This is a genomic window from Amycolatopsis sp. NPDC004747 (assembly GCF_053601335.1).
The window spans coordinates 200,284-219,859 of sequence record NZ_JBSGBQ010000017.1 but is presented as its reverse complement, the minus strand read 5'-3'; the positions used below and the strand labels follow the sequence as shown (position 1 = coordinate 219,859).

Sequence of the window (19,576 nt, the reverse complement as noted above, 5' to 3'; positions counted from 1 at the left end):
CGGCGGCCAAGTCTGGCCGCCGACACCACCAGCGACGAAGGCTTCTCAGCCTCACTCCAGAAAGCTGATGCCATGAATCCTCGAATAGTTCGCGAACTCGACCGGCCACGGTTCTACCGCGTCGGCGAGGCCGCAGCGATGCTGAACCTGTCAGCCATGACCCTCTACCGAGCAATTCAGGCAGGCGAGTTCCCCGCTATCAGAGTTCGGAACCGCATCATCGTCCCGGCACGCGCAATCGACGACATCGAGCAAGCCGCCGTGACTAGCAACAGCCTCGTCGACACGGCCAGCTTCACCACGCCAGTTTCACCCGCGAGACCTCAGACGTGATCCACGCCACCGCCGGTGGTGAGCTACCAGCGCGCACGGCGCGCCGGCGTGTAACCCCCAAGCCGCGACACGCCCGGGGATCTCATGACCCATTTCGTGACCCGAAACGCTGCTGTCTGGTGATGTTCAGGAGGGCTCCATCGAGAACCGTGAGGACAAAGTTGCAGGTAGAGGGCACAGTCAACGCTGTTGCCTGCTCTCCTAAAGCGGGTGTCGCAGGTTCGAATCCTGCCGGGGGCACCTTGTTTTCTCGGTCGCAGCACTCTGCCAGCGGTGCACGAGCAACCGCGTTGTCGTTGTCGGCACGTGAATGTGTGGTCGAACAACGGCCCGCCTCGATCCGACGTTCGTAGCCTCCCGCCCTAGCGATGCGTGCGATTGGTCCGTCGGCGCGCTGCGGCGTCGAGCAAGTTGGCCACCGTGCGACGGGGCGTGCCAGAGATGGCCGGCGCGGTGTCGCCGCTGTAGCGGCGCAGCAACTCCGCCCGTACCCGCATGCCCTCCCCCTGCATGACACGGGCGAGGTGCCTGTCCTTTTCGGCCGTCGGCAGACTGGTCACCCAAGTGGCCAAGTCGGCGGAATTGTCCGCGAGCGGCAGAGAAGCCTGGGCCGCGACGGCGAGGAGGTCGTCGTCGAGGCGGAGGAAGTCGGCCAGTGTTCGCTGCGCTGCGGTGAGCGTGCCCAGCCCGGCCGGAACCGGTGGTTCGGGCTCGTTGTCCGCCTCCCGGTCGAAAGCGTCCTCGTCACGCTCCCAAGCACCGTAAGCCGCCAGCCACGCCAGGTAGAGCGGCCGGAGGTCGCCGGCGGCGAGTTCGGCTCGGACTCCGACGATCGACGGCAGCAGGTTCTCGGGCTCGTCGTCGAAGTCGGACTCACCGGTGTCGTCTTCGCTCGCCAAGTCGAGGATGACGAACTCGCCCGTGACCCACGCGCGCGCCTCCCCGGCGCAGTAATCCTCGACGACCTCTGGATCGAGCAGATCGGACGGCAGACGGAACATCACTCGATGACTGCCCCAGTTCGCCACGTACAGGTGCGCGTCGTAATACCGCTCCATCAATTGACACGGATCACCCTTGAAGTCGCCCCAGTGGTACTCGTTCACGAAGCTGGTGGCGCTGATCGTCGCCCGGGTGGACAAAGACCGGACCGCGGCTTGTTCGCCATCGTCCAGTGGCCGATCGATCGCCCGGAACTCGTAGTACTGGTACTCGCTCACCGGCCACCCCGTTCGTCCGCGCCGGGGAACGGCTTTGCCCGGAAACTCGACTCGTCTCCCAGATGCAGGAACAGGTGCCCCTCGATCATGTCGTCCTCGACCAGGACCGCCCAGCCTCGGCCGCTGACCTGGTCGCCCTCGTCGACGCCTTCCCAGGTGAACTCGACGCCGGGAGAGCCGTCACGTTCGCTCGCGCGGCAGTCCAGCTGCCCGGTGACGGCGACGAACCCGATTTGCCCCAATCCGTCCGCGGCGAACTCGATGAATCCGGGTTCGACCAAGTCGATCGCTTCACGGTCCCAGCCACTCATCGTCTCGATCCGCCACCGGCCGATCAGCCGTTCCGAGGACTTCTGCAAACGTCGGGTCACGAGGTGGCAGCGTAACCAAGCCTCGTGGACGGGCAGGTGCTCCGCCTCACGGCTGGTCCGCCCATCGAGCCCCATAGACCAGCCCAGGCGTGAGGTGGCGGAACTGCAGGTGCACCTCCCCCGCCGCGTCCACCGGCCGGGAACGGCCTCGGTACCCCGGGTCCGCCACGTCCCTCTCGAACGCGCCGTCCAGTGCCACCACCTCCGGTGGTCCCTCCTTCCCGAACCGGAGTCTCAGCTCGAACAGCTCGCACCGGTGGCGCGGGATGAGGACCACGTGCGTGGCCGGCTCGAACTTCGACAGCGCCGCGAACTCCCAAGACTCCCCGCGGGACAACGCCGCCGGCAGCCGGACCGTGCCCTCCGAAAGCGTTCCGCCGTACAGCAACTTGCTCTCCACAGAACCGACAGCCAGTGCGAACGACCGGGGGCCGTCCTCGTCCGCCACCACTCGGTGCTGCTCGAACACGCACGACTCCTCGAGCACCAGCGCCAGCGTCAACGACACGAGGTGCCAGCTGTCCGGTGACGAACCGGCCGATGAAGACACCGCCAGCTCCGCCAGCAGCTCGATCGCCTCGTCCACGCGGCGGCGGACCGTGCGCGGGTCGCGGTCGACCCGCGCCGCCGCCCAGCGCATCCTCTCCTGGTACAGCGGCTGGCGGGCCTCCGGTGTGATCGCGAAGGCCGCCAGGGCCGCCAGGCGGAGGTCCTCGGGCAGGTGCGTGGCGAGCTCGGACAGGCGGTCCGCCACCTTCGCCCGGATCGTCACCATCCCGTCGCCGTCCGACACCGCGCACGCCGACCGCAGCGCCGGGCCCACCCGGTCCTCGACGCGGCCGGCCAACGCGCGGCCCTTCCGCAACGCCTTCAGCTCCCGAACCAGCTCAGCGCGCTCCACCGGCTTCTCCTTCAGTGAGTTTCCATGGCGACCCCCTTTCGGACAGGGTGCGTTCGGCCGGTGGACGGGAAGTGGACAGAACGTGCATCACCGAGGCGATCAACGCCGTGCCCATGCGGACGCCGTCGCGGCTCAGGTACGTGCGGAACGTCCCGATCCGGCCCAGCGCCTCCTCGTCCGCGTCGCCGAGGCCGAACGTCACCACCCGCGGGCAGCGGGGCCACTCCGGATCCGTCAGCGCCGCGTGCGCAAAAGGCCAGGTCACGGGGTCCGTCGGCTGGCCGTCGGACAGGAAGAACACCAGCGGGCGGTGGACCCGCAGGCGGTGGCGGCGCAAGACCACCACGTCCCGTTCGATCGCCGAACGCAGGAACGTGAACAGCGGGCCGAAGTTCGTTCCCGCGTGCGGACGCGGTTCGGGCAGCTCGGCGAGGTCGTCCATGGGGAGCAGCGACTGGATCACCTGCGGGCGCTCCCCGAACCCGATCACGCTGCAGAACACGCGGCCGGCCACCGACGCGTCCGCGTGGACGGCGCCGCGGAACTCGCGCAGCCCGGTGTTCAGCTCGTCGATGTGGTCGGTCATCGACAGCGAGACATCGCAGGCCACGTAACACGGCAACACGTCGGACCCCATACCTGTTTCTCCTTCACCCCTGGCGGACCGGCGGGAGTGTGCCAACGCCGTGTGCACCGAACGTGGAAGAAATGCGGATTCCCGAAACCCGGACGGCCGATTGCGCGACATCAAAGAGGACAGCAAGCCGATGCCGGGGAGGCCGCGTGGAGTTTCGGATGCTCGGCCCGCTCGAGGCGTGGCACGACGGCGTGCCGGTGCCGCTCGGCGACCAGCAGCAGCGGTTCGTCCTGGTCGTGCTGCTCCTGCACGCCAACCGGCCGGTCACGCCCGCGCGCCTCGCCGAGATCGTCTGGGCCGACCGCGAAGCCAAGCCCACCCTGGTGCGCAGCTACATCAAGCGGCTGCGGGACGTCGTCGGGGACGCGACCATCGAAACCACCCCGACCGGCTACCTGCTGCGGATCGGCGAGGACCAGCTGGACACCGCGCGGTTCGACCGGCTGCGCGCCGAAGCCGCGGACGTCCGCGCCGACGACCCCCGCCGGGCGATCGCGCTGCTGCGCGAGGCCGTCGGGCTCTGGCGGGGGAAGTTCCTCGAGGACATCGACATCGACCGCGTCGGCGGCGCCGAGGTGATCTCGCCGGACGAGAGCTACCCCGACGTCGTCGGCGACCTGGCCGAACTCGAGCTCGAATCCGGCGAGCACCGCGCGGCGCGCGACCGGCTGCGGCCGCTCGTCCAGGCCGACCCGGCCAGCCAGCGGCACGCCGAACTGCTGATGCGCGCGCTGCTCGCCGGCGGCGACCGGGTCGCCGCGCTGCGCGTCTACCACGGCACCCACGACGCCCTCGCCGCCCTGCGGATGGCGCCCGGGCCGGTGCTGCGCAAGCTCGCCGCCCGGGCCGAACAGGGCGATCCGCCCAGCTCGCTGCCGTCCCGGCCCGGCGAGTTCACCGGCCGCGCCGAGGAGATCGCCGTGATCGAGGCGGCCGCCGCGGCCGGGCGGCGGGCGGTCTGGGTCAGCGGCGCGCCCGGCGTCGGCAAGTCCGGCCTGGCCGTCGAGGCGGCCCACCGGCTGCGCGACCGCTTCCCCGACGGCCAGCTCCTGGCGCGCCTCAACGGGTTCACCCCCGGCGTCGACGCGACCGACGTCGGCGACGCCCTGAGCGAACTGCTCGTCGAACTCGGCGTCCCCGCCGAGCAGATCCCGGCCACCGTCGGCCGGAAAGTGACGCTCTACCAGGCGACGCTCTGGGGCACGCGCACGCTCGTCGTGCTGGACAACGCCGCGTCGCCGGAGCAGATCCGGCCGCTGCTGCCTGAAGCGGACGGCTGCCTGGCCGTGATCACCAGCCGGCGGATGGGCGACGCCGACACCGGCGAAAACATCCGGCTCGCGCCGCTCCCGCCCGAGGAGGCGGCCGAGCTGTTCCACGCGCTCGCCGGGCCGTCGCGGCTGCGCGGCCGGGCGGCCGACATCGCCGCCGTGGTGCGGCGGTGCGGCTACCTGCCCATGCCCATCCGGGTGGCCGCCGCGCTGTTCCGGCGGCACGACCGGTGGCCGCTGGAGCACCTGCTGCGCCTGCTCGAAGAAAACGGGCCGTGGGGCGAGGCCGACGGCGTCGCCGCGGTCCGGGTGTCCTACCGGCAGCTCGGGGAACCGCAGCGCACCCTGTTCCGGCTGCTCGGCAGCCTGCCCGGCCCGGACGTCGACGTCGCCGGGGGCGCGGCGCTGGCCGGCTGCGACGTCGCCGAGGCCCGGGAGCTGCTCGACGACCTCCACGAGGTCAGCCTGCTGGAGGAAGCCACGCCCGAGCGGTACCGGATGCTCGACCCGCTCAAGGAGTTCGCCGCCGAGGAGCCGGCGCCCGAACCCGCGCTGGTGCGGCTGCTGGACTACTACCTCGTCACGCTGGCGGCCGCGGTCCGCGCCGCGTACCCCTTCGACCGGGCGCAGCTGCCGTCGACGTCGGACCGGTCCTGCGCGGTGACACCGGCCTTCGCCGACGCCGACGCCGGGCTGCGGTGGATCGTCGCCGAACGCGACAACCTCGTGGCCGCCATCCGCTACGCCGCCACGCACGCGCTGCCCGAGCACACCTGGCGCCTCGCCGTGCTGCTGTGGCGCTACTTCAACACGACCAACCAGTTCGAAGACTGGATCGGCACGCTCGAGCTCGCCTGGAAGACCGTCTCCGCCGACGCGGGCAACGACTACGGCCAGGCGCACGTCCTGCTGCGGCTGGCCACCGCGCACGACCGGCGCGGGCAGCTCGCCGAAGCACTGGAACTGGCCGCGAAGGCGCTGCCCAAGTGGCACCGGCTCGGCGACCCGCGCGGCGAAGCGGCGACGCTGTGCGCCCTCGCCATCCCCACCATGGAACTGGGCCGGCACGACCAGGCGATGGCCCACCTCGAAGCCGCGCTGGCCAAGTACGAGCAGACCGAAGACCGGCGGGGCGAGGCCCACGCGCTGAGCATGCTCGGCTACCTCAACGAACTCCACGGCAACCTCCCGATCGCGTTGCGCCAGCACGAATCCGCCGCGCGGATGCTGCGCGAGATCGGCCACGTCCAGGGGCTGGCGCACGCGCTCAACAACCTCGGGTCCGTGCAGGAACGGCTCGGCCTGCTCGCCGAAGCGCTGATCAGCTACACCGACGCGCACGGGCACGCCGCCGAAGTCGGCGACCGGTGCGTCGAGGCCTACGCGCTGAACAACCTCGGCAACGTGCACCGGCAGCGCGGCCGGTACGCCGAAGCCGTCCGCTACCACGACAAGGCCCGGGAGGTGGCGATGAACGTGCCGGACGCCGACCTGCGCACCCAGCTCTACCTCGACCGCAGTGCGACGGCGCTGGCCCGCGGCGCCCGCCGGGAAGCGCTCACCGCCGGCAAGTCGGCACTGGACCTCGCCGACGGCAGCGGGAACCGCGCCTACCAGGCCCGGGCCCACCGCTGCGTCGCCGAGACGCTGCACGCGATGGGCGACCACGAAGGCGCGGTGACGCACTGGGCCGCGGCCGAGGCCGAGTTCGCCGCGCTCGACCTGCCGGAAGCCGGCGAGGTGCGCGAAGTGCGTTCGGCGCTGGGCTGCGCCTGCGGCCCGCGGTGAGCCGTGAGCGACGGCGTCCCGGCCGTCACTCACGGCCGGGTCGCTCAACCGTGCCAGGGGTTGCCGTCGGTGGTGGGCGTCGGCGTCGGCGTGACGACCTGGGCGGCCGGCGCCCCGCCGCCGCCGTCCGCGAACGCCGTGGTGGCGCCGATCAGCGGCAGGGCCGCGACAGCGCAGACGGCGAGCACCGGACCGGCGATTTTGGCCAGCTTCTTCGACATGGCGAATCCCTCCTCGGGAATGGTGATTTCGGGCGCTTCCGGTAATTCCTGCGCCCACCACCGAGGATTCGTGACGCCGTATTCAGCGACAAGGGGTTTCCTGTTTCATAAACGAACAGGAAACCCCTTCTCGGCTCAGCGCTGCCGGGCCGGCCGGGTCCGCTCCGCCGGGATCGAAGCGACGGTCGCCGCTCCGGCCAGGAGCACGCCCGCGGCCGCGGCCAACGCGACCGGCACCGTCGTCGCGGTCAGCAAGGCGCCGAGGACCGCCACCCCGAGAGCCGCACCGGCCTGGCGAGCGGCGTTCAACGCGCCCCCGGCGACGCCGGTCAGGTCGGGCGGAGCCGCGGTGACCACCACCGTCAGCAGCGAGGGGATCGCCAGCGACACCCCGAAGCCCAGCAACGCCAGTGCGACCACCGACAGGGCCGCCGAGGTCGAGCACGCCTGGACCAGGACGCCACCGGACATCAGCAGAAAGCCGCTCACCGCCGGACCGCGCGGCCCGACGCGAGCCACCAAGCGGCCGGTGAAAATCGGGTTGAACGCCGTCGGGATCGTCAGCGGAAGGAACGCCAACCCGGTCGTCGACGGCGGATAACCGCGGGTTTCCTGGAAATACAGCGACAGCACGAACAGCACGCCGGACAATCCGAAGTTCACGATCGCGCCCGCCACGAGCCCCAGCGGAACGGCGCGAACCCGGAGCAGGCGCGCGGGGAGCATCCGGCCCGCCCTCGCCGGGGTCGGCGGCGCCGACCGGGACAGCGCCCAGGCGACCGCGGCCACCGGGACGTTGACCAGGAAGATCGCCCGCCAGCCGAAGGCCTCCGTCAGCAGGCCGCCCAGGAGCGGGCCCGCCACCAGGCCCGTTCCGCTCACCGCGGCCCACACCCCCATCGCCTTCGCCCGCGCCGCGGGCACCGGGTGGGCCGCCGCGATCAGCGCCAGCGAAGACGGGACCAGCAGGGCGCCCGCCACGCCGAGCAGCGCCCGCAGCACGATCAGCATCGGCGCCGAGAACGACAGCGCCGACAAACCGGACAGCGCCGCGAACGAAAGCAGGCCGAGGGAGAACACCCGGCCGGCGCCGAAGCGGTCCGACCACGCACCCGCGATGAGCAGGAAGACCGCGAACGTCAGCGTGTAGCCGTTCGAAATCCATTGCTGCGCCGGCAAAGACGGCGAAATGGCCGGCAGGGCGACCGTCACGATCGTCGTGTCCAGCATGACCAGGAAGTAGCCCAGCGAAAGGCCGGTGAGGAGTCTTGCCACCAGGAAAGCCTCGACGCTCGGTGACCCCGGCGGAAGCAGGCGGTTACGATGGCGGGTATCGGGAACGCCGATGGGGGATGCCATGGAACTGCGCCACCTGCGGACCTTCCGCGTCGTCGCGCGGACGCTCAACTTCACCCACGCCGCCGCGGAGCTGCACTACGCCCAGTCCAGCGTCACCGAGCAGATCCAGGCGCTGGAAGCGGAACTCGGCGCGAAGCTGTTCGAACGCGGGCGGCGGCTGCGGCTCACCGGGGCCGGCGAACGGCTCATCGGCTATGCGGACCAGGTGCTCGAGCTCGTCGAGGAAGCCCGGGCCGCGGTCGACGAGGAGCGCGGCGAGCCCGAGGGTGAACTGACCATCGGCGCACTGGAAACGCTGTGCGCACACCGGATCCCGGCCCTCTTCGGCGAGTACCGGACGAAGTGGCCGCGCGTGCGGGTCAGCGTCCGGGAGGGCGGCCGCGGCGAGCTGTACCAGGCCGTCCGGCAGTCCGAAATGGACGTTTGCTTCACCTTCGGCGTCCCGCCCGCCGACCCGGCGCTGGCCAGTGCGTCGCTGGGCACGGAACCACTCGTCGTCATCGTTCCGCCAGGGCATCCGTTGGCGGGCAAAGAAGAGATCCGGCCCGGCGACCTCGACGGCGTCGGCTTCCTCGCCACGCCGAAGGGCTGCGGCTTCCGGGAGATGCTGGACCGGATCGAGGGGCCCGCCGTCGAGGCGGAGGTCGGCAGCCTCGCCGCCCTCGCGCGGTGCGTGGCCGCCGGCCTGGGGTGCGGGATCGTGCCCGCCCTGGTCGAGCCCGAAGGCGCGGTCGCCGTTCCCCTGGCCGGGGCCACCACCGAGGTCACCATGACGTGGCGGCGGCGCGACGAGCACAAGCCGAGCGTCGCCGCGCTGCTCGCCACCGCCTACGCGTTGTCCAGCACGGACAGCAGCTCGTCCGGCAGCTCCAAGGTGAAGGCCGGGGCGATCGACTCGTAGTGCGCCCACGTCCGCGGGCCGATCAGCGGGATGACTCCCTTGCGCAGCAACCACGCCAAGGCCACCTGGTTGCCCGTGAAGACCAGCGAAGACGCCACTTTGGACACCGCGGTCAGGCGCGCCTCGCTGTCCGGGCCCGCGTACGACCGCCAGATCGGCGTCGACTCCCGGTACGCGGCGTCGTCGTAGATCCCGCGCAGCAGGGAGGAATACGCCGCCAGCGAGACGTCCGGGTGCTCGGCGAGCCAGTCCAGCAGCTCGGCGCCCGCGATCGAAGACACGTCGGCGCCGGTGGGGCGCAGGTACGAGTGCTGGACCTGGACCGCCACCGGGGACGCCCACCCGTTGGCCGCCGCCAGTGACCGGATGCGCTCCAGGCGCCACGTCCGGACGTTGCTCCAGCCGATGTACCGCACCTTGCCCGCACGGACCAAAGCGTCCAAAGCGGACAGTGTCTCCTCGAGCGGGGTGCGCCGGTCGTCGACGTGGACGTAGTAGAGATCGATGTGGTCGGTGCCCAGGCGGCGCAGGCTCGCCTCGGCCTCGCGCTCGATCACCGCCGCGCCGACGCCCTCGAACGCGCGCCCCACCGCGTCCCAGTCCGTCGTGCCGTCCGGCCGCCGGGCGGCGCGGGCCGCCGGGAGGTCCGTGATGCCCGCCGACACCTTCGTCGCGAGGAAGACGCGGTCGCGCCGGCCCCTCAACAGCTTGCCCAGCTGGGTTTCGCTTTCCCCGCCCGAGAACTGCTCGCCCACCCACCAGGCGTAGCAGTTCGCCGTGTCCAGGAAGTCGCCGCCGGCGTCGAGGTACGCGTCCAGGATGCGGGCGGACGTCGGCTCGTCCGTCGACGTGCCCATCAGCATGCAGCCCAGCGACACCTGGCTCACGTACTGGCCGGTCCGGCCCAGTTCCACCTTCTTCATGCCGACCACGCTAAACCCGGATCGGTCCGGTACTACAGTCCAATACCGTGGCCGGATCACAGACCGATTGGGGCGTGCTGCTGGAGCCTGCCGGGCCGGGCCCGAAGCACGAACGGCTGGCCCGTGCCTTGCGCAAGGCGATCCGGGACGGCGTCCTGACCGGCACGGTCCCGCCGAGCCGACGGCTCGCGGCCGACCTCGGGTGCTCGCGGTGGGTCGTCACGCAGGCCTACGCCCAGCTCGTCGCGGAGGGGTACCTGGCCGGGCACACCGGGTCGGCCACCCGGGTCCGGCCGGTGGGGGACGCGGTGGCGGCGCAGGAACCGGCGCGCGCGACCCCGCCGCGGTACGACCTCGCTCCGGGACTGCCCGACCTCCGGAACTTCCCGAGGCGGCCGTGGGCGGACGCGGTGCGCGAGGTCCTCGCGAACACCCCGCACCCGGATTTCGGGCTGCCCGAACCGGACGGCCACCCCCGGCTGCGGCGCGTCCTGGGCGAGTACCTCCGCCGCGTCCGCGGCGCCGCGCCCGGCACGGTGCTGGTCTGCGGCGGCGTCACCGACGGCGTGGCCGCGGTGTGCCGCGCCTTGGCCGAGCGCGGCCACACCCGGCTGGCCGTCGAGGACCCGGGGTGGACGCGGCTGCGGCGAGCGGCCGAAGGCGCCGGGATGACCGTCGATCCGGTGCCGGTCGACGACGAAGGCCTCGACGCCGGGCGGATCCCGGCGGGCGTCCGCGCCGTGCTCGTCACCCCCGCGCACCAGTTCCCCACCGGCGCGGTCCTCTCGCCGCGGCGGCGCGCCGAGCTGCTCACCTGGGCGCGGGACGTCGACGGCCTGATCCTCGAGGACGACTACGACGCCGAGTTCCGGTACGACCGGCGGCCGGTCGGCACCCTGCAGGGCACCGACCCGGGACGGGTCGCGCTCTTCGGGTCGGTCAGCAAGACGCTCAGCCCCGCGCTCGGGCTCGGCTGGGCGGTCCTGCCTCCACAGTGGACGGTGCGGGCACATCCGCCGCCCGTCGTCGACCAGCTCGCGCTCGCCGGCTTCGTCGAAAGCGGTGGGTACGACCGGTACCTGCGCGGGGCCCGGCGGCGGTACCGCGCCCGGCGCGACCGGCTCGTCGCCGCGCTCGGGCCGGCGCGGCTCTCGGGCGTCGCGGCCGGGCTGCACCTCGTGCTCCACCTGGACCAGGACGCCGCGGCCGTGGTCCGGACGGCGCGGGCCATCGGTGTCAAGGTGACCGATCTCGACGACTACCGGACGGCAGCGGGCGAGCCGGCCCTCGTCCTCGGTTACGGCAACCTCGCCGACACCGGGGTCGAGGCCGCCGCGCGGCTGCTCCGGCGGGCCATGACAACGGCTTGACCTGGTTGCCGCCTTCTCAAATGTTCGCGGATGTGAAAAGCTGCTGGACAGTCCGCTCTTGACAACGTTGTCACCTGGGAGGTGCGCGCCCCATGGGGTCGCCAAGCAGACAACTGATCGCCGCGGCGGCCGCCGCGCTCGTGGTCGCCGCCACGACCCAGGCCACCGCACACGCCGCCGCGCCGATCGACCCGGTGAGCCTGGTCAACCCGTTCGTCGGCACGCAGAACTTCGGGAACACCTTCCCCGGCGCCAGTGCGCCGTTCGGGATGGTGCAGGTCAGCCCGGACACCGGCGGCCAGGGTGGCTACGACTACCTGCAGAACTCGATCTACGGCTTCAGCCAGACGCACCTGTCCGGCGTCGGCTGCGGCGTGATGGGCGAGCTGCCGATCATGCCGACCACCGGCGCGGTGGACAACGTTGACAAGAACGCCTACCGCTCCGACTACGGCCACGACGACGAGCACGCCGAGCCGGGCTACTACCGCGTCGGCCTGAAGAAGTACGGCATCAACGCCGAGCTGACGGCCACCGCGCGCACCGGCTGGCAGCGCTACACGTTCCCGTCGACCGGGCAGGCGAACGTCCTGTTCAACACCGGCCAGGCCAACCAGCCGGTCAAGGACTCCGAGATCCACGTCGTCGGCGACCGGACCCTCGAAGGGCGGGTCAAGGCCGGCGGGTTCTGCGCCGGGCACGACGAGCACACCGTCTACTTCACCGCGACCTTCGACCGGCCGTTCAGCTCGTTCGGCACCTGGCGCGGCTCGACGCGCAGCGACGGCAGCCGCGACGCCGCGGGCACCGGCGGCAACGGCGCCTGGGCGAGCTTCGACGCGAGCACCGACCACGACGTCGTGCTCAAGGTCGGCCTGTCCTACACCGGGCTCGACGGCGCGCGGAAGAACCTCGCCGCGGAGACGTCGAACTACGACTTCGACGCCACCCGCGCCGCCCTGCACCAGCAGTGGGTGGACCGGCTCGGCGCGATCAAGATCGCCGGTGGCACGACCGACCGGCAGACGGCGTTCTACACCGCGCTCTACCACGCGCAGCTGCACCCGAACCTGGCCGGCGACACCGACGGCAGCTACACCGGCTTCGACGGCAAGGTGCACACCGCGAGCGGCTACACGCCGTACCAGAACTTCTCGCTGTGGGACACCTACCGGCCGCAGAACCAGCTGCTGGAGATGCTGGAACCGCAGGTCGCGCGGGACGTCGCGCTGTCGGTGGTCGCCATCGGCCGTGACGGCGGGTGGCTGCCGCGGTGGGCGCTGGCCGAGAGCGAAACGAACATCATGACCGGCGACCCGGTGACACCGTTCCTCGTCGAGGCGTGGTCGAAGGGCCTGCTCGCCGGGCACGAAGAAGAGGCGTACGCGCTGCTCAAGAAGAACGCGACGAGCACGCCACCGGCCGATTCGCCGTACAACGGCCGCTCCGGTGTCAACTACTACAACGAGCGCGGGTACCTCCCGAGCGGGCTCGAGCTCGGCAAGGACTGCGCGGCCAAGGGCGGGGACAACGACTGCGAGCACCCGGCGTCGGCGACCATGGAGTACGCCGCCGCGGACGCGTCCCTCGCGTTGATGGCCCGCGGCCTCGGCCACCAGGCCGACGCGCGGATGTTCGCCGACCGCGGCCAGTGGTACCGCAACCTGTGGGACTCGTCGATCCAGCAGTTCCGCCCGCGCACCACCGAGGGCACGTTCGTCACGCCGTACAACCCGGTCGACGCCGGGCACCAGTTCCACGAGGGCGGCGCCTACCAGTACCAGTGGCTCGTGCCGCAGGACCCGGCCGGGCTCGTCTCGCTGATGGGCGGCCGGACGTCGACGGAGAAGCGCCTCGACTCCTTCTTCGCCTACGGCAACCTGCTCAAGGATCCGGCGGGGACCGCGCGGAAGGACTGGATCGCCAGCCCGTACGACTACTACGGCAAGGCGACCTACAACCCGAACAACGAGCCCGACCTGCTCGCGCCCTACATGTACAACTGGGTCGGCGCGCCGTCGAAGACCGCGACCGTCGTCCGCGCGGCGATGACGCTGTTCACCACCGGCCCCGACGGCATGACCGGCAACGACGACCTCGGCACCATGTCGGCCTGGTACGTCTTCTCGTCGCTCGGCCTGTACCCGACGATGAGCGGCGCGAACTTCCTCGCGCTGTCGAGCCCGCAGTTCGAGACGGCGACCGTCCGGATCGGACAGTACGGCTCCGAGCAGGGCGGCACGCTCACGGTGTCGGCGCCGGGCGCGAGCGACGCGAACCGGTACATCCAGAGCGTGTCGCTCAACGGCCGGGACGTCCGGCAGACGTCCCTCGACTGGTCGTCTCTCGCGCACGGCGGAAAGCTTTCGCACCAGCTCGGGTCGCGGCCGTCTTCGTGGGGAACTTCGCCGTCCGCCGTGCCGCCGTCGGTGAACAACGCGCCGGGCGACCAGCGGCGGCACGTCGACGCTTCGCTGCGGCAGACGTCCGTGGTGATCCCGGCCGGGGCGGCCCAGCAGGTGCACCTCGACCTGGACGTGGTGGCCCAGAACCCGGGCCTGCAGCCGGTGACGGTCTCGGTGACGGCGCCCTGGAAGTCGCGGGTCCAGCCGTTGCTCCTGGTCTGGTCCGGACGGCTGCCGGCGCCGCAGACCGTGCCGATCACGCTGACCGTGCCGGCCGGCGCGGCCGTCGGGACGTACCCGGTGGAGGTGAAGGTGTCCGGCCCGAACACGGTGACCCGCTCGGCGGCGATCGAGGTCCGGACGCCCTCGGCCTGCGTGTCGCCGGGGCCGCAGTGCGCGGTGGACCTGGCCCGCGACCGCAACCACGACGGAACGGCCACCGTGGCCGCTTCGACGGAGGGCAACTTCGACGACAGCGGCTGGAGCTACGACGCGGCCCTGCTCCCGCAGGCGGGCCCGGTGGTCTGGGACGGCGTCACGTACGCGGCACCGGACGCCTCGGGGACTTCGCCGAACTTCGTGGAAGCCCGCGGGCAGTCGCTGCTGGTTCCGGCCGGTCAGCACACGGCGCTGCGGATGGTGGGTGCGTCGCACAACGGACCGGTGTCGACGACGGTGACCGCGCACTACACGGACGGGACGAGCGCCGACCTGGCTGTGACGTTCGGTGACTGGGCCGGGTCCGGGAGCCCGGTGGTGCTGGAGATGCCGCACCGGATCAAGGCGGGCAGCGGGGTCGACGGGCCGCCGGTCCGGCTGTTCGGGATTTCGGCCGGGCTGGACGGCGCGAAGACCGTGCAGTCGGTGAGCCTGCCGAACGACCCGCGGGTGGAGGTCTACGCGCTCACCCTGGTGTGACAGCCTCAGCCGCGGACTTCGGGCGCCTGTGGTGGGCGGTCGAGCTTGCGGAATTCGACCCATTGGCGGCTGGTCTCGTCCCAGACGACCTGGTGCTTGGCGAAGAATTCCGCAAGCCGGCCGCGGCTCAGCTCGGCCGCGGGAGTCGTGACGATGTAGTAGTCCAGCTCGTCGCGCAGGCGGTTGAAGCGATAACGCGTCTCCGTCATCAGCACCCAGCGCGAGCGCCAGTTGAAGAAGGTTTCGAGCCCACCGAGCACGGTGACCAGGGCGACCATCGGCAGCGCGATCGACGCGCGGGCCGGGATCTCCTGGATGCCGAGCACCACGGTCGACGCCGCGGTGAGCAGGAGGGCGCTCACCCGCACGATCGACGCGCGCAAGCGGAACTGGCTCTTGCGGCTGTCGACCCAATCCATGTCGGCCGACACCAGATCGCGGAAGCCGAGGAACTGGTCGCGCAGCGGGCGGTCCGGATCCCGGCCGGCTACTTCGAGGAAGCCGCGTTCGGAATCGGGCAGCGAAGACTCAGACGGCATCGGGCCAGGGTCGTGGAACCTCAGCACCCGGGCAAGGCCGTCAAGCGACGATCCGCGGTTCGGACGCCAGCCGGGACAGCACGTGGGTGAGCCGGCGGGCCGCCACGTCCCACTCCTCCAGCGCGCTGCCCCGGCCGAGCGCCGCCGTGCGCAGGGAACGGCGCAGTTCCGGGTCCGCGTACCAGCGGTGCAGCGCGTCCGCCAGTGCGAACGGGTCGTCCGGCGCCACGAGCAAGCCCGGCATCTCGCCGTCGGCGTCGACGCCGAGCGCGTCGTACACCCCGCCCACCTCGGTGGCCAGCACCGGGATGCCCCTGGCCAGCGCCTGGGCCACGAACATGCCGGACGTCGCCGCGCGGGCCGGGACGACCAGCAGGTCCGCCGCGTTGTACGCCGCGCCGAGGTCGACCGCGTCGCCCGCGAGCGTGATCCGGTTGCCGAGGCCGAGCCGCTCGATCGACCAGCCGAGCTCGCCGACGAACGCCGGGTCCGCCTCCAGCGAGCCGGCGAACACGCACGACAGCGCCAGGTGGTCGACCTCGCCGAGGGCCTGGACCAGCACGTCGTGGCCGTTGCGGCGGGTCACCTCGCCGACGCAGAGCAGCCGGGACACCCCGTCCGCGCCCGCCGCGAGCGGGGCCGCGTCGGTGCCCGGCTTGGCGACGTACACGCGGCCCGGGTCCAGGTCGTGGCGGTCGATCAGCAGCCGGGCGAGCCACGGGCTGGTCGCGACGACCATGCCGGCCATCCGCAGCGTCTCGCGCTCGCAGGCGTCCAGCTCCGCGGCGTGCGCCGGGGCGAGCCCCGGCTCGTCGGCGAGGGGCTGGTGCACGAGCACGGCCAGGCGCAGGCGCCGCGCGTGCGGGACGACGATCTCCGGCACGCCCGAAGCGATCGTGCCGTCGAGCAGCACGACCGTCCGGTCCGGCAGCGCGGCGAGGGACCGCGCCAGTCTCCGTCTCGACGTCGCGTCGGGCTCGGGCCAGTCACCGGCGATCGGCAGCTCCAGCACCGGCTGGCCGACGGCGGGGAGGTTCTGGCACATCCGCTTGTCGTAGGTGTCGCTGCCCGGTGGCGCGGCCGGGAGGATGAACACCATGGGGTCGGCGGGCCTCATCGCGCGCGCCGGGGCGAGGCGGTGGGAACGGGCACAGCTACCTCCAGCGTGGGTCGACGGCGGTGACGGCTCATACGTCACACGCACCCCGGCCCGGGAAGGTTCAGCTCTGCGCGTCAATCATCCAGATGCCGTTCTGCTGGACCAGCGTGAAGGTGTCGTTCTCGGGCTTGGCGCCGTCGTAGGTGACGTGCGCCGTGACCTGGTTGGGCCCGATCTCCTTGACGTTCGACGCATCCACCCGCCGGTACTGGCCCCAGAAGTTCTTGTACTTGTCGTACGTCTGGTTGCGCGAGGCCTTGAACTTGTCCGTGAGCAGGTTCCACGCCGCCTGGGGGTTGCCCGGGAGCAGCGAGTAGTAGTCGCTCAGCGCCTGGGCCGCCGTCTTGGTCGAGGACACCGTCGAAACCGTCGGCGAGGTCGGCGGCACCGAAGTGGCCGAGGTCGGCGGCGGTGTCGTCGACGACGGAGTAGACGACGGGGGCGGCGGGGGAGCCGCCGACGCCGAGGTGGACGGCGTCTGCGACGGCGGCGCGGCGGCGTTGTCCTGCGGCGGCTTCTGCCGCACGACCAGCAGGATGGCCACGACGACCGCCACGCACAGCAGCGCCGCGCCCGCCCCGACGGCGATCAGGCCCTTGCGCGCGCCCGGCGACACCGCGGTGACCTCACCCGACGGCACGGTGACGGCGGCCGGCACGACCGGCACCACCGGGGGCTCGGCTTCCGGGACCGTCGCCGCGAGCACCGACTCGCCGGGCTCCGGGTCCGGCAGCAGCGCCAGCAGCTCCCGCTCGACCTCGTCCATCGACGGGCGGGCGGCCGGTTCGGGGTCGAGCATCCGCAGCAGCAGCGGCGTCAGCCGGCCCGTCTTCTCCGGCGGCACGATCTCCCCGCTGGAGGCCTTGTAGAGCAGGGCGATCGGGTTGTCGGCGGTGCCGTACGGCGACTGCCCCTCGACAGCGGCGTAGAGCGTGGCGCCGAGCGAGAAGACGTCGGCGGCGAAGTCGACGTCTTCGCCGCGGGCCACTTCGGGCGCCAGGTACGCGGGCGTGCCGGCGATCTCCCCGGTGGCCGTCAGCTTGACGTCACCGATCGCGCGCGAGATGCCGAAGTCGGTGATCTTCGCCGTGCCGTCCTCGGAGACCAGGATGTTGGCCGGCTTCACGTCGCGGTGCACGACCCCGGCGCGGTGCGCGCCGGCGAGCGCCGAGCTGATCTGCACACCGACGCGGATGGCGTCGTCCACCGTGGCGGGCTGCTCGCCGAGCACGACGGCCAAGCTCTTCGACGGCAGGTACTCCATCACCAGCCACGGCCGGTCCTCCTCCTCGAGGACGGCGAACACGGTGATCGCGTGGGAATGCTGCAACCGGGCGGCGATCCGCGCCTCGCGCATCGCGCGGTTCTTCGCCTCCTGGGTGCGTTGCTCGTCGTGGTCGTGCGGCAGCAGGAGTTCCTTGATCGCCACGGTGCGGTCGAGCTTTTCGTCCTGGGCCCGCCACACCGTGCCCATCGCGCCGCCGCCGATCGGCTCGAGCAGCCGGTACCGATCGCGGATCCGGCGACTTTCCACGAGCATCCACCATTCTCCGAAGTGGCCCACGAGATCCGGTCAGCATGCCAGGCTGGGCGGCCGACCGGTACCAACGTAACCGAAAACCTTGCGCGGACAGCGCAAACGAGCGCTGTGGCGCCGCCCACGGTGTACCCGGGAATCCTAACGAACAACCCCGTACGCGCGATCAAGTGCGTCCACGATCTCCTTGCGCAGCCCGGCGCCGACGGCGATCGTCGCCGCGGAACCGACGGTGTGCTCGCTCCCGTCGTGGTCGACGACGGCGCCGCCGGCCTCGCGCACGAGCAGCACGCCGGCCATCGTGTCCCATGGGTTGTTGGACAGGATCAGTGCGGCGTCAAGCTTTCCGTCCGCCACCCAGGCGAGGTCGATGGCGGCCGTGCCGAGCATCCTGATCTTCTGCGCCCGCGCGCCGAGGTCCGAAAGCAGCGTCAGCCGCGCGCGGTTCTTCTCCTCGGCGAGCTCGCCGACCGCGAAGTCCCCGACGGCGATCATCGCGTCGGACAGCTCCGTCGCGGTCGAAGCACCGACGCGCTTTCCATTGGCGAAGGCACCTTCGCCGCGCGCGGCGGTGTACGTGACGCCGAGGTACGGCAACGCGATCGCGGCAACCGTGCTGTGCTCGCCGTCCACGAGCGCCAAGGAAATCCCGCAGAGTGGAATTCCGCGGGCGAAGTTCGCGGTCCCGTCGATGGGGTCGAGCGCCCACCAGCGGCCACCGCGCTCCCCGCTGCGGCCGCGCTCCTCACCGAGGATGCCGATCTCCGGCGTCTCGGCGGCGAGGAACTCGCGCAGCGCGTCCTCGACCGCGGTGTCGACGTCGGTGACCAGATCGCGATCGCCTTTCGCGGAAACGGAAAAACTCGGGCGCGACCTGACGATCTCCGTCGCCTTCGCCACGGCCTCGCGCGCGACGTCCAGTAGTGCGGCATGCTCGGTCATGCCACCAACCCTAGAGAAGGGCCGCGGAGATGACCGATCTGTTCCCGCTCGCCACCACCGCCGACGAGCAGGAGCGGCGGGCGTCGGTCGCGGTGCTGCCGGTGGGCAGCTTCGAGCAGCACGGCGCGCACCTGCCGCTGGCGACCGACACGGTGATCGCGGCCACTCTCGCCCGCGCGGTCGCCGAGGCGTACCCGGTCCTCCACCTGCCGCCGATCACGATCTCGTGCTCGCACGAGCACGCGGGGTGGGCGGGCACGGTGAGCATTTCCGCCCGCACGCTGCACGCGGTGGTCACCGACGTCGCCGCGTCGCTGAAGGCGTCCGGGGTGGACCGGCTCGTGCTGGTCAACGGGCACGGCGGCAACTACGTACTGTCCAATGTGGTCCAGGAGGCGGCGGGCGCGATGGCGCTGTTCCCCGGCGTCGCCGACTGGCAGGCCGCGCACACCGCCGCCGGCCTGCGGACCTCGCTGGACGACGACATGCACGCGGGCGAGCTGGAGACGTCGATCCTGCTGCACGCCCACCCGCACCTGGTCCGCCCGGGGCGGGAGGAGGCCGACCACGTCACCGACCGGGAGCACCTGCTGACGCTGGGCCTGCGGGCGTACACGGAGTCGGGGGTGGTCGGCCGTCCTTCGCTGGCCAGTGCGGCCAAGGGGCACGTCCTGCTGGACACGCTGGTCCAGCGGTTCGCCGGGGTGCTGGAAGTGCTCGGCTCCTGAGTCTGCCGCGGCTTGTCGTGAGTGGTAAGGCGGGTTAGCACCCGCCTTACCAC

The 19,576-nt window shown here is 71.7% G+C and carries 17 protein-coding genes; 6 read left to right on the top strand and 11 right to left on the bottom strand.

Annotated features, from left to right (window positions below):
• Positions 1–333: helix-turn-helix domain-containing protein (locus ACWEGE_RS27365; RefSeq protein WP_449663298.1), on the top strand; the 333-nt coding region annotated here is incomplete at its 5' end.
• 362 nt (positions 334–695) lie between these two features.
• Here ACWEGE_RS27365 and ACWEGE_RS27360 read toward each other — a convergent pair.
• Genes ACWEGE_RS27360 through ACWEGE_RS27345 form a run of 4 tightly spaced genes read right to left on the bottom strand, consistent with a single transcriptional unit; the run spans position 696 to position 3,462 of the window.
• Positions 696–1,553 (bottom strand): hypothetical protein, encoded by an 858-nt coding sequence (locus ACWEGE_RS27360; RefSeq protein ID WP_449663297.1) that lies wholly within the window; start codon positions 1,551–1,553, stop codon positions 696–698.
• The gene (locus tag ACWEGE_RS27355; RefSeq protein ID WP_449663296.1) at positions 1,550–1,924 is read right to left on the bottom strand and encodes a hypothetical protein; all 375 of its coding nucleotides are present in this window, start codon (positions 1,922–1,924) and stop codon (positions 1,550–1,552) included. Before ACWEGE_RS27355 ends, ACWEGE_RS27360 begins: the two co-directional genes overlap by 4 nt.
• 46 nt (positions 1,925–1,970) lie before the next feature.
• On the bottom strand, positions 1,971–2,825 hold the full coding sequence (locus ACWEGE_RS27350; protein WP_449663295.1) for a hypothetical protein: 855 nt from the start codon (positions 2,823–2,825) through the stop codon (positions 1,971–1,973).
• Positions 2,812–3,462: a vWA domain-containing protein gene (locus tag ACWEGE_RS27345; RefSeq protein WP_449663294.1), complete on the bottom strand. Its 651-nt coding sequence runs from the start codon at positions 3,460–3,462 to the stop codon at positions 2,812–2,814. The genes ACWEGE_RS27350 and ACWEGE_RS27345 overlap by 14 nt, the downstream gene beginning before the upstream one ends.
• A 146-nt stretch (positions 3,463–3,608) precedes the next feature.
• Between ACWEGE_RS27345 and ACWEGE_RS27340 the strand changes: the two genes are divergently transcribed.
• Positions 3,609–6,521: a tetratricopeptide repeat protein gene (locus tag ACWEGE_RS27340; protein WP_449663293.1), complete on the top strand. Its 2,913-nt coding sequence runs from the start codon at positions 3,609–3,611 to the stop codon at positions 6,519–6,521.
• A gap of 44 nt (positions 6,522–6,565) precedes the next feature.
• On the opposite strand, the gene ACWEGE_RS27335 is transcribed toward ACWEGE_RS27340, so the two are convergent.
• Both ACWEGE_RS27335 and ACWEGE_RS27330 read right to left on the bottom strand, forming a co-directional pair.
• A complete protein-coding gene (locus ACWEGE_RS27335; protein ID WP_449663292.1) occupies positions 6,566–6,742 on the bottom strand; it encodes a hypothetical protein in 177 nt (58 codons plus the stop codon).
• Positions 6,743–6,877: 135 nt separating this feature from the next.
• Complete coding sequence (locus tag ACWEGE_RS27330; RefSeq protein ID WP_449663291.1) at positions 6,878–8,017, bottom strand: MFS transporter; 1,140 nt, start codon at positions 8,015–8,017, stop codon at positions 6,878–6,880.
• 70 nt (positions 8,018–8,087) lie between these two features.
• Between ACWEGE_RS27330 and ACWEGE_RS27325 the strand changes: the two genes are divergently transcribed.
• The gene (locus tag ACWEGE_RS27325) at positions 8,088–9,002 is read left to right on the top strand and encodes a LysR family transcriptional regulator (protein ID WP_449663290.1); all 915 of its coding nucleotides are present in this window, start codon (positions 8,088–8,090) and stop codon (positions 9,000–9,002) included.
• On the opposite strand, the gene ACWEGE_RS27320 is transcribed toward ACWEGE_RS27325, so the two are convergent.
• Positions 8,930–9,925 carry an aldo/keto reductase gene (locus ACWEGE_RS27320; RefSeq protein WP_449663289.1) on the bottom strand — a complete coding sequence of 332 codons (996 nt, stop codon included), beginning with the start codon at positions 9,923–9,925 and terminating at the stop codon, positions 8,930–8,932. The genes ACWEGE_RS27325 and ACWEGE_RS27320 overlap by 73 nt on opposite strands.
• Before the next feature lie 47 nt (positions 9,926–9,972).
• Between ACWEGE_RS27320 and pdxR the strand changes: the two genes are divergently transcribed.
• Both pdxR and ACWEGE_RS27310 read left to right on the top strand, forming a co-directional pair.
• The gene (pdxR, locus tag ACWEGE_RS27315; RefSeq protein ID WP_449663288.1) at positions 9,973–11,295 is read left to right on the top strand and encodes a MocR-like pyridoxine biosynthesis transcription factor PdxR; all 1,323 of its coding nucleotides are present in this window, start codon (positions 9,973–9,975) and stop codon (positions 11,293–11,295) included.
• Between the two features lie 92 nt (positions 11,296–11,387).
• Positions 11,388–14,618: a GH92 family glycosyl hydrolase gene (locus ACWEGE_RS27310; protein ID WP_449663287.1), complete on the top strand. Its 3,231-nt coding sequence runs from the start codon at positions 11,388–11,390 to the stop codon at positions 14,616–14,618.
• Positions 14,619–14,623: 5 nt separating this feature from the next.
• On the opposite strand, the gene ACWEGE_RS27305 is transcribed toward ACWEGE_RS27310, so the two are convergent.
• The 4 genes from ACWEGE_RS27305 to ACWEGE_RS27290 all read right to left on the bottom strand — a co-directional run bounded on the left by ACWEGE_RS27305 (position 14,624) and on the right by ACWEGE_RS27290 (position 18,795).
• Positions 14,624–15,157, bottom strand: coding sequence for an SLATT domain-containing protein (locus ACWEGE_RS27305; protein ID WP_449663286.1), 534 nt, complete (start codon positions 15,155–15,157; stop codon positions 14,624–14,626).
• A 40-nt stretch (positions 15,158–15,197) separates the two neighbouring features.
• Entirely contained in the window at positions 15,198–16,256 is a 1,059-nt protein-coding gene (locus ACWEGE_RS27300; protein WP_449663285.1) for a glycosyltransferase family 4 protein, read from the bottom strand.
• A 121-nt stretch (positions 16,257–16,377) separates the two neighbouring features.
• Entirely contained in the window at positions 16,378–17,856 is a 1,479-nt protein-coding gene (locus ACWEGE_RS27295) for a serine/threonine-protein kinase (protein WP_449663284.1), read from the bottom strand.
• A gap of 138 nt (positions 17,857–17,994) precedes the next feature.
• Positions 17,995–18,795: an inositol monophosphatase family protein gene (locus tag ACWEGE_RS27290; RefSeq protein WP_449663283.1), complete on the bottom strand. Its 801-nt coding sequence runs from the start codon at positions 18,793–18,795 to the stop codon at positions 17,995–17,997.
• A gap of 29 nt (positions 18,796–18,824) precedes the next feature.
• On the opposite strand from ACWEGE_RS27290, the gene ACWEGE_RS27285 reads away from it, so the two are divergent.
• Positions 18,825–19,523, top strand: coding sequence for a creatininase family protein (locus tag ACWEGE_RS27285; protein ID WP_449663282.1), 699 nt, complete (start codon positions 18,825–18,827; stop codon positions 19,521–19,523).
• Positions 19,524–19,576 lie beyond the last annotated feature (53 nt).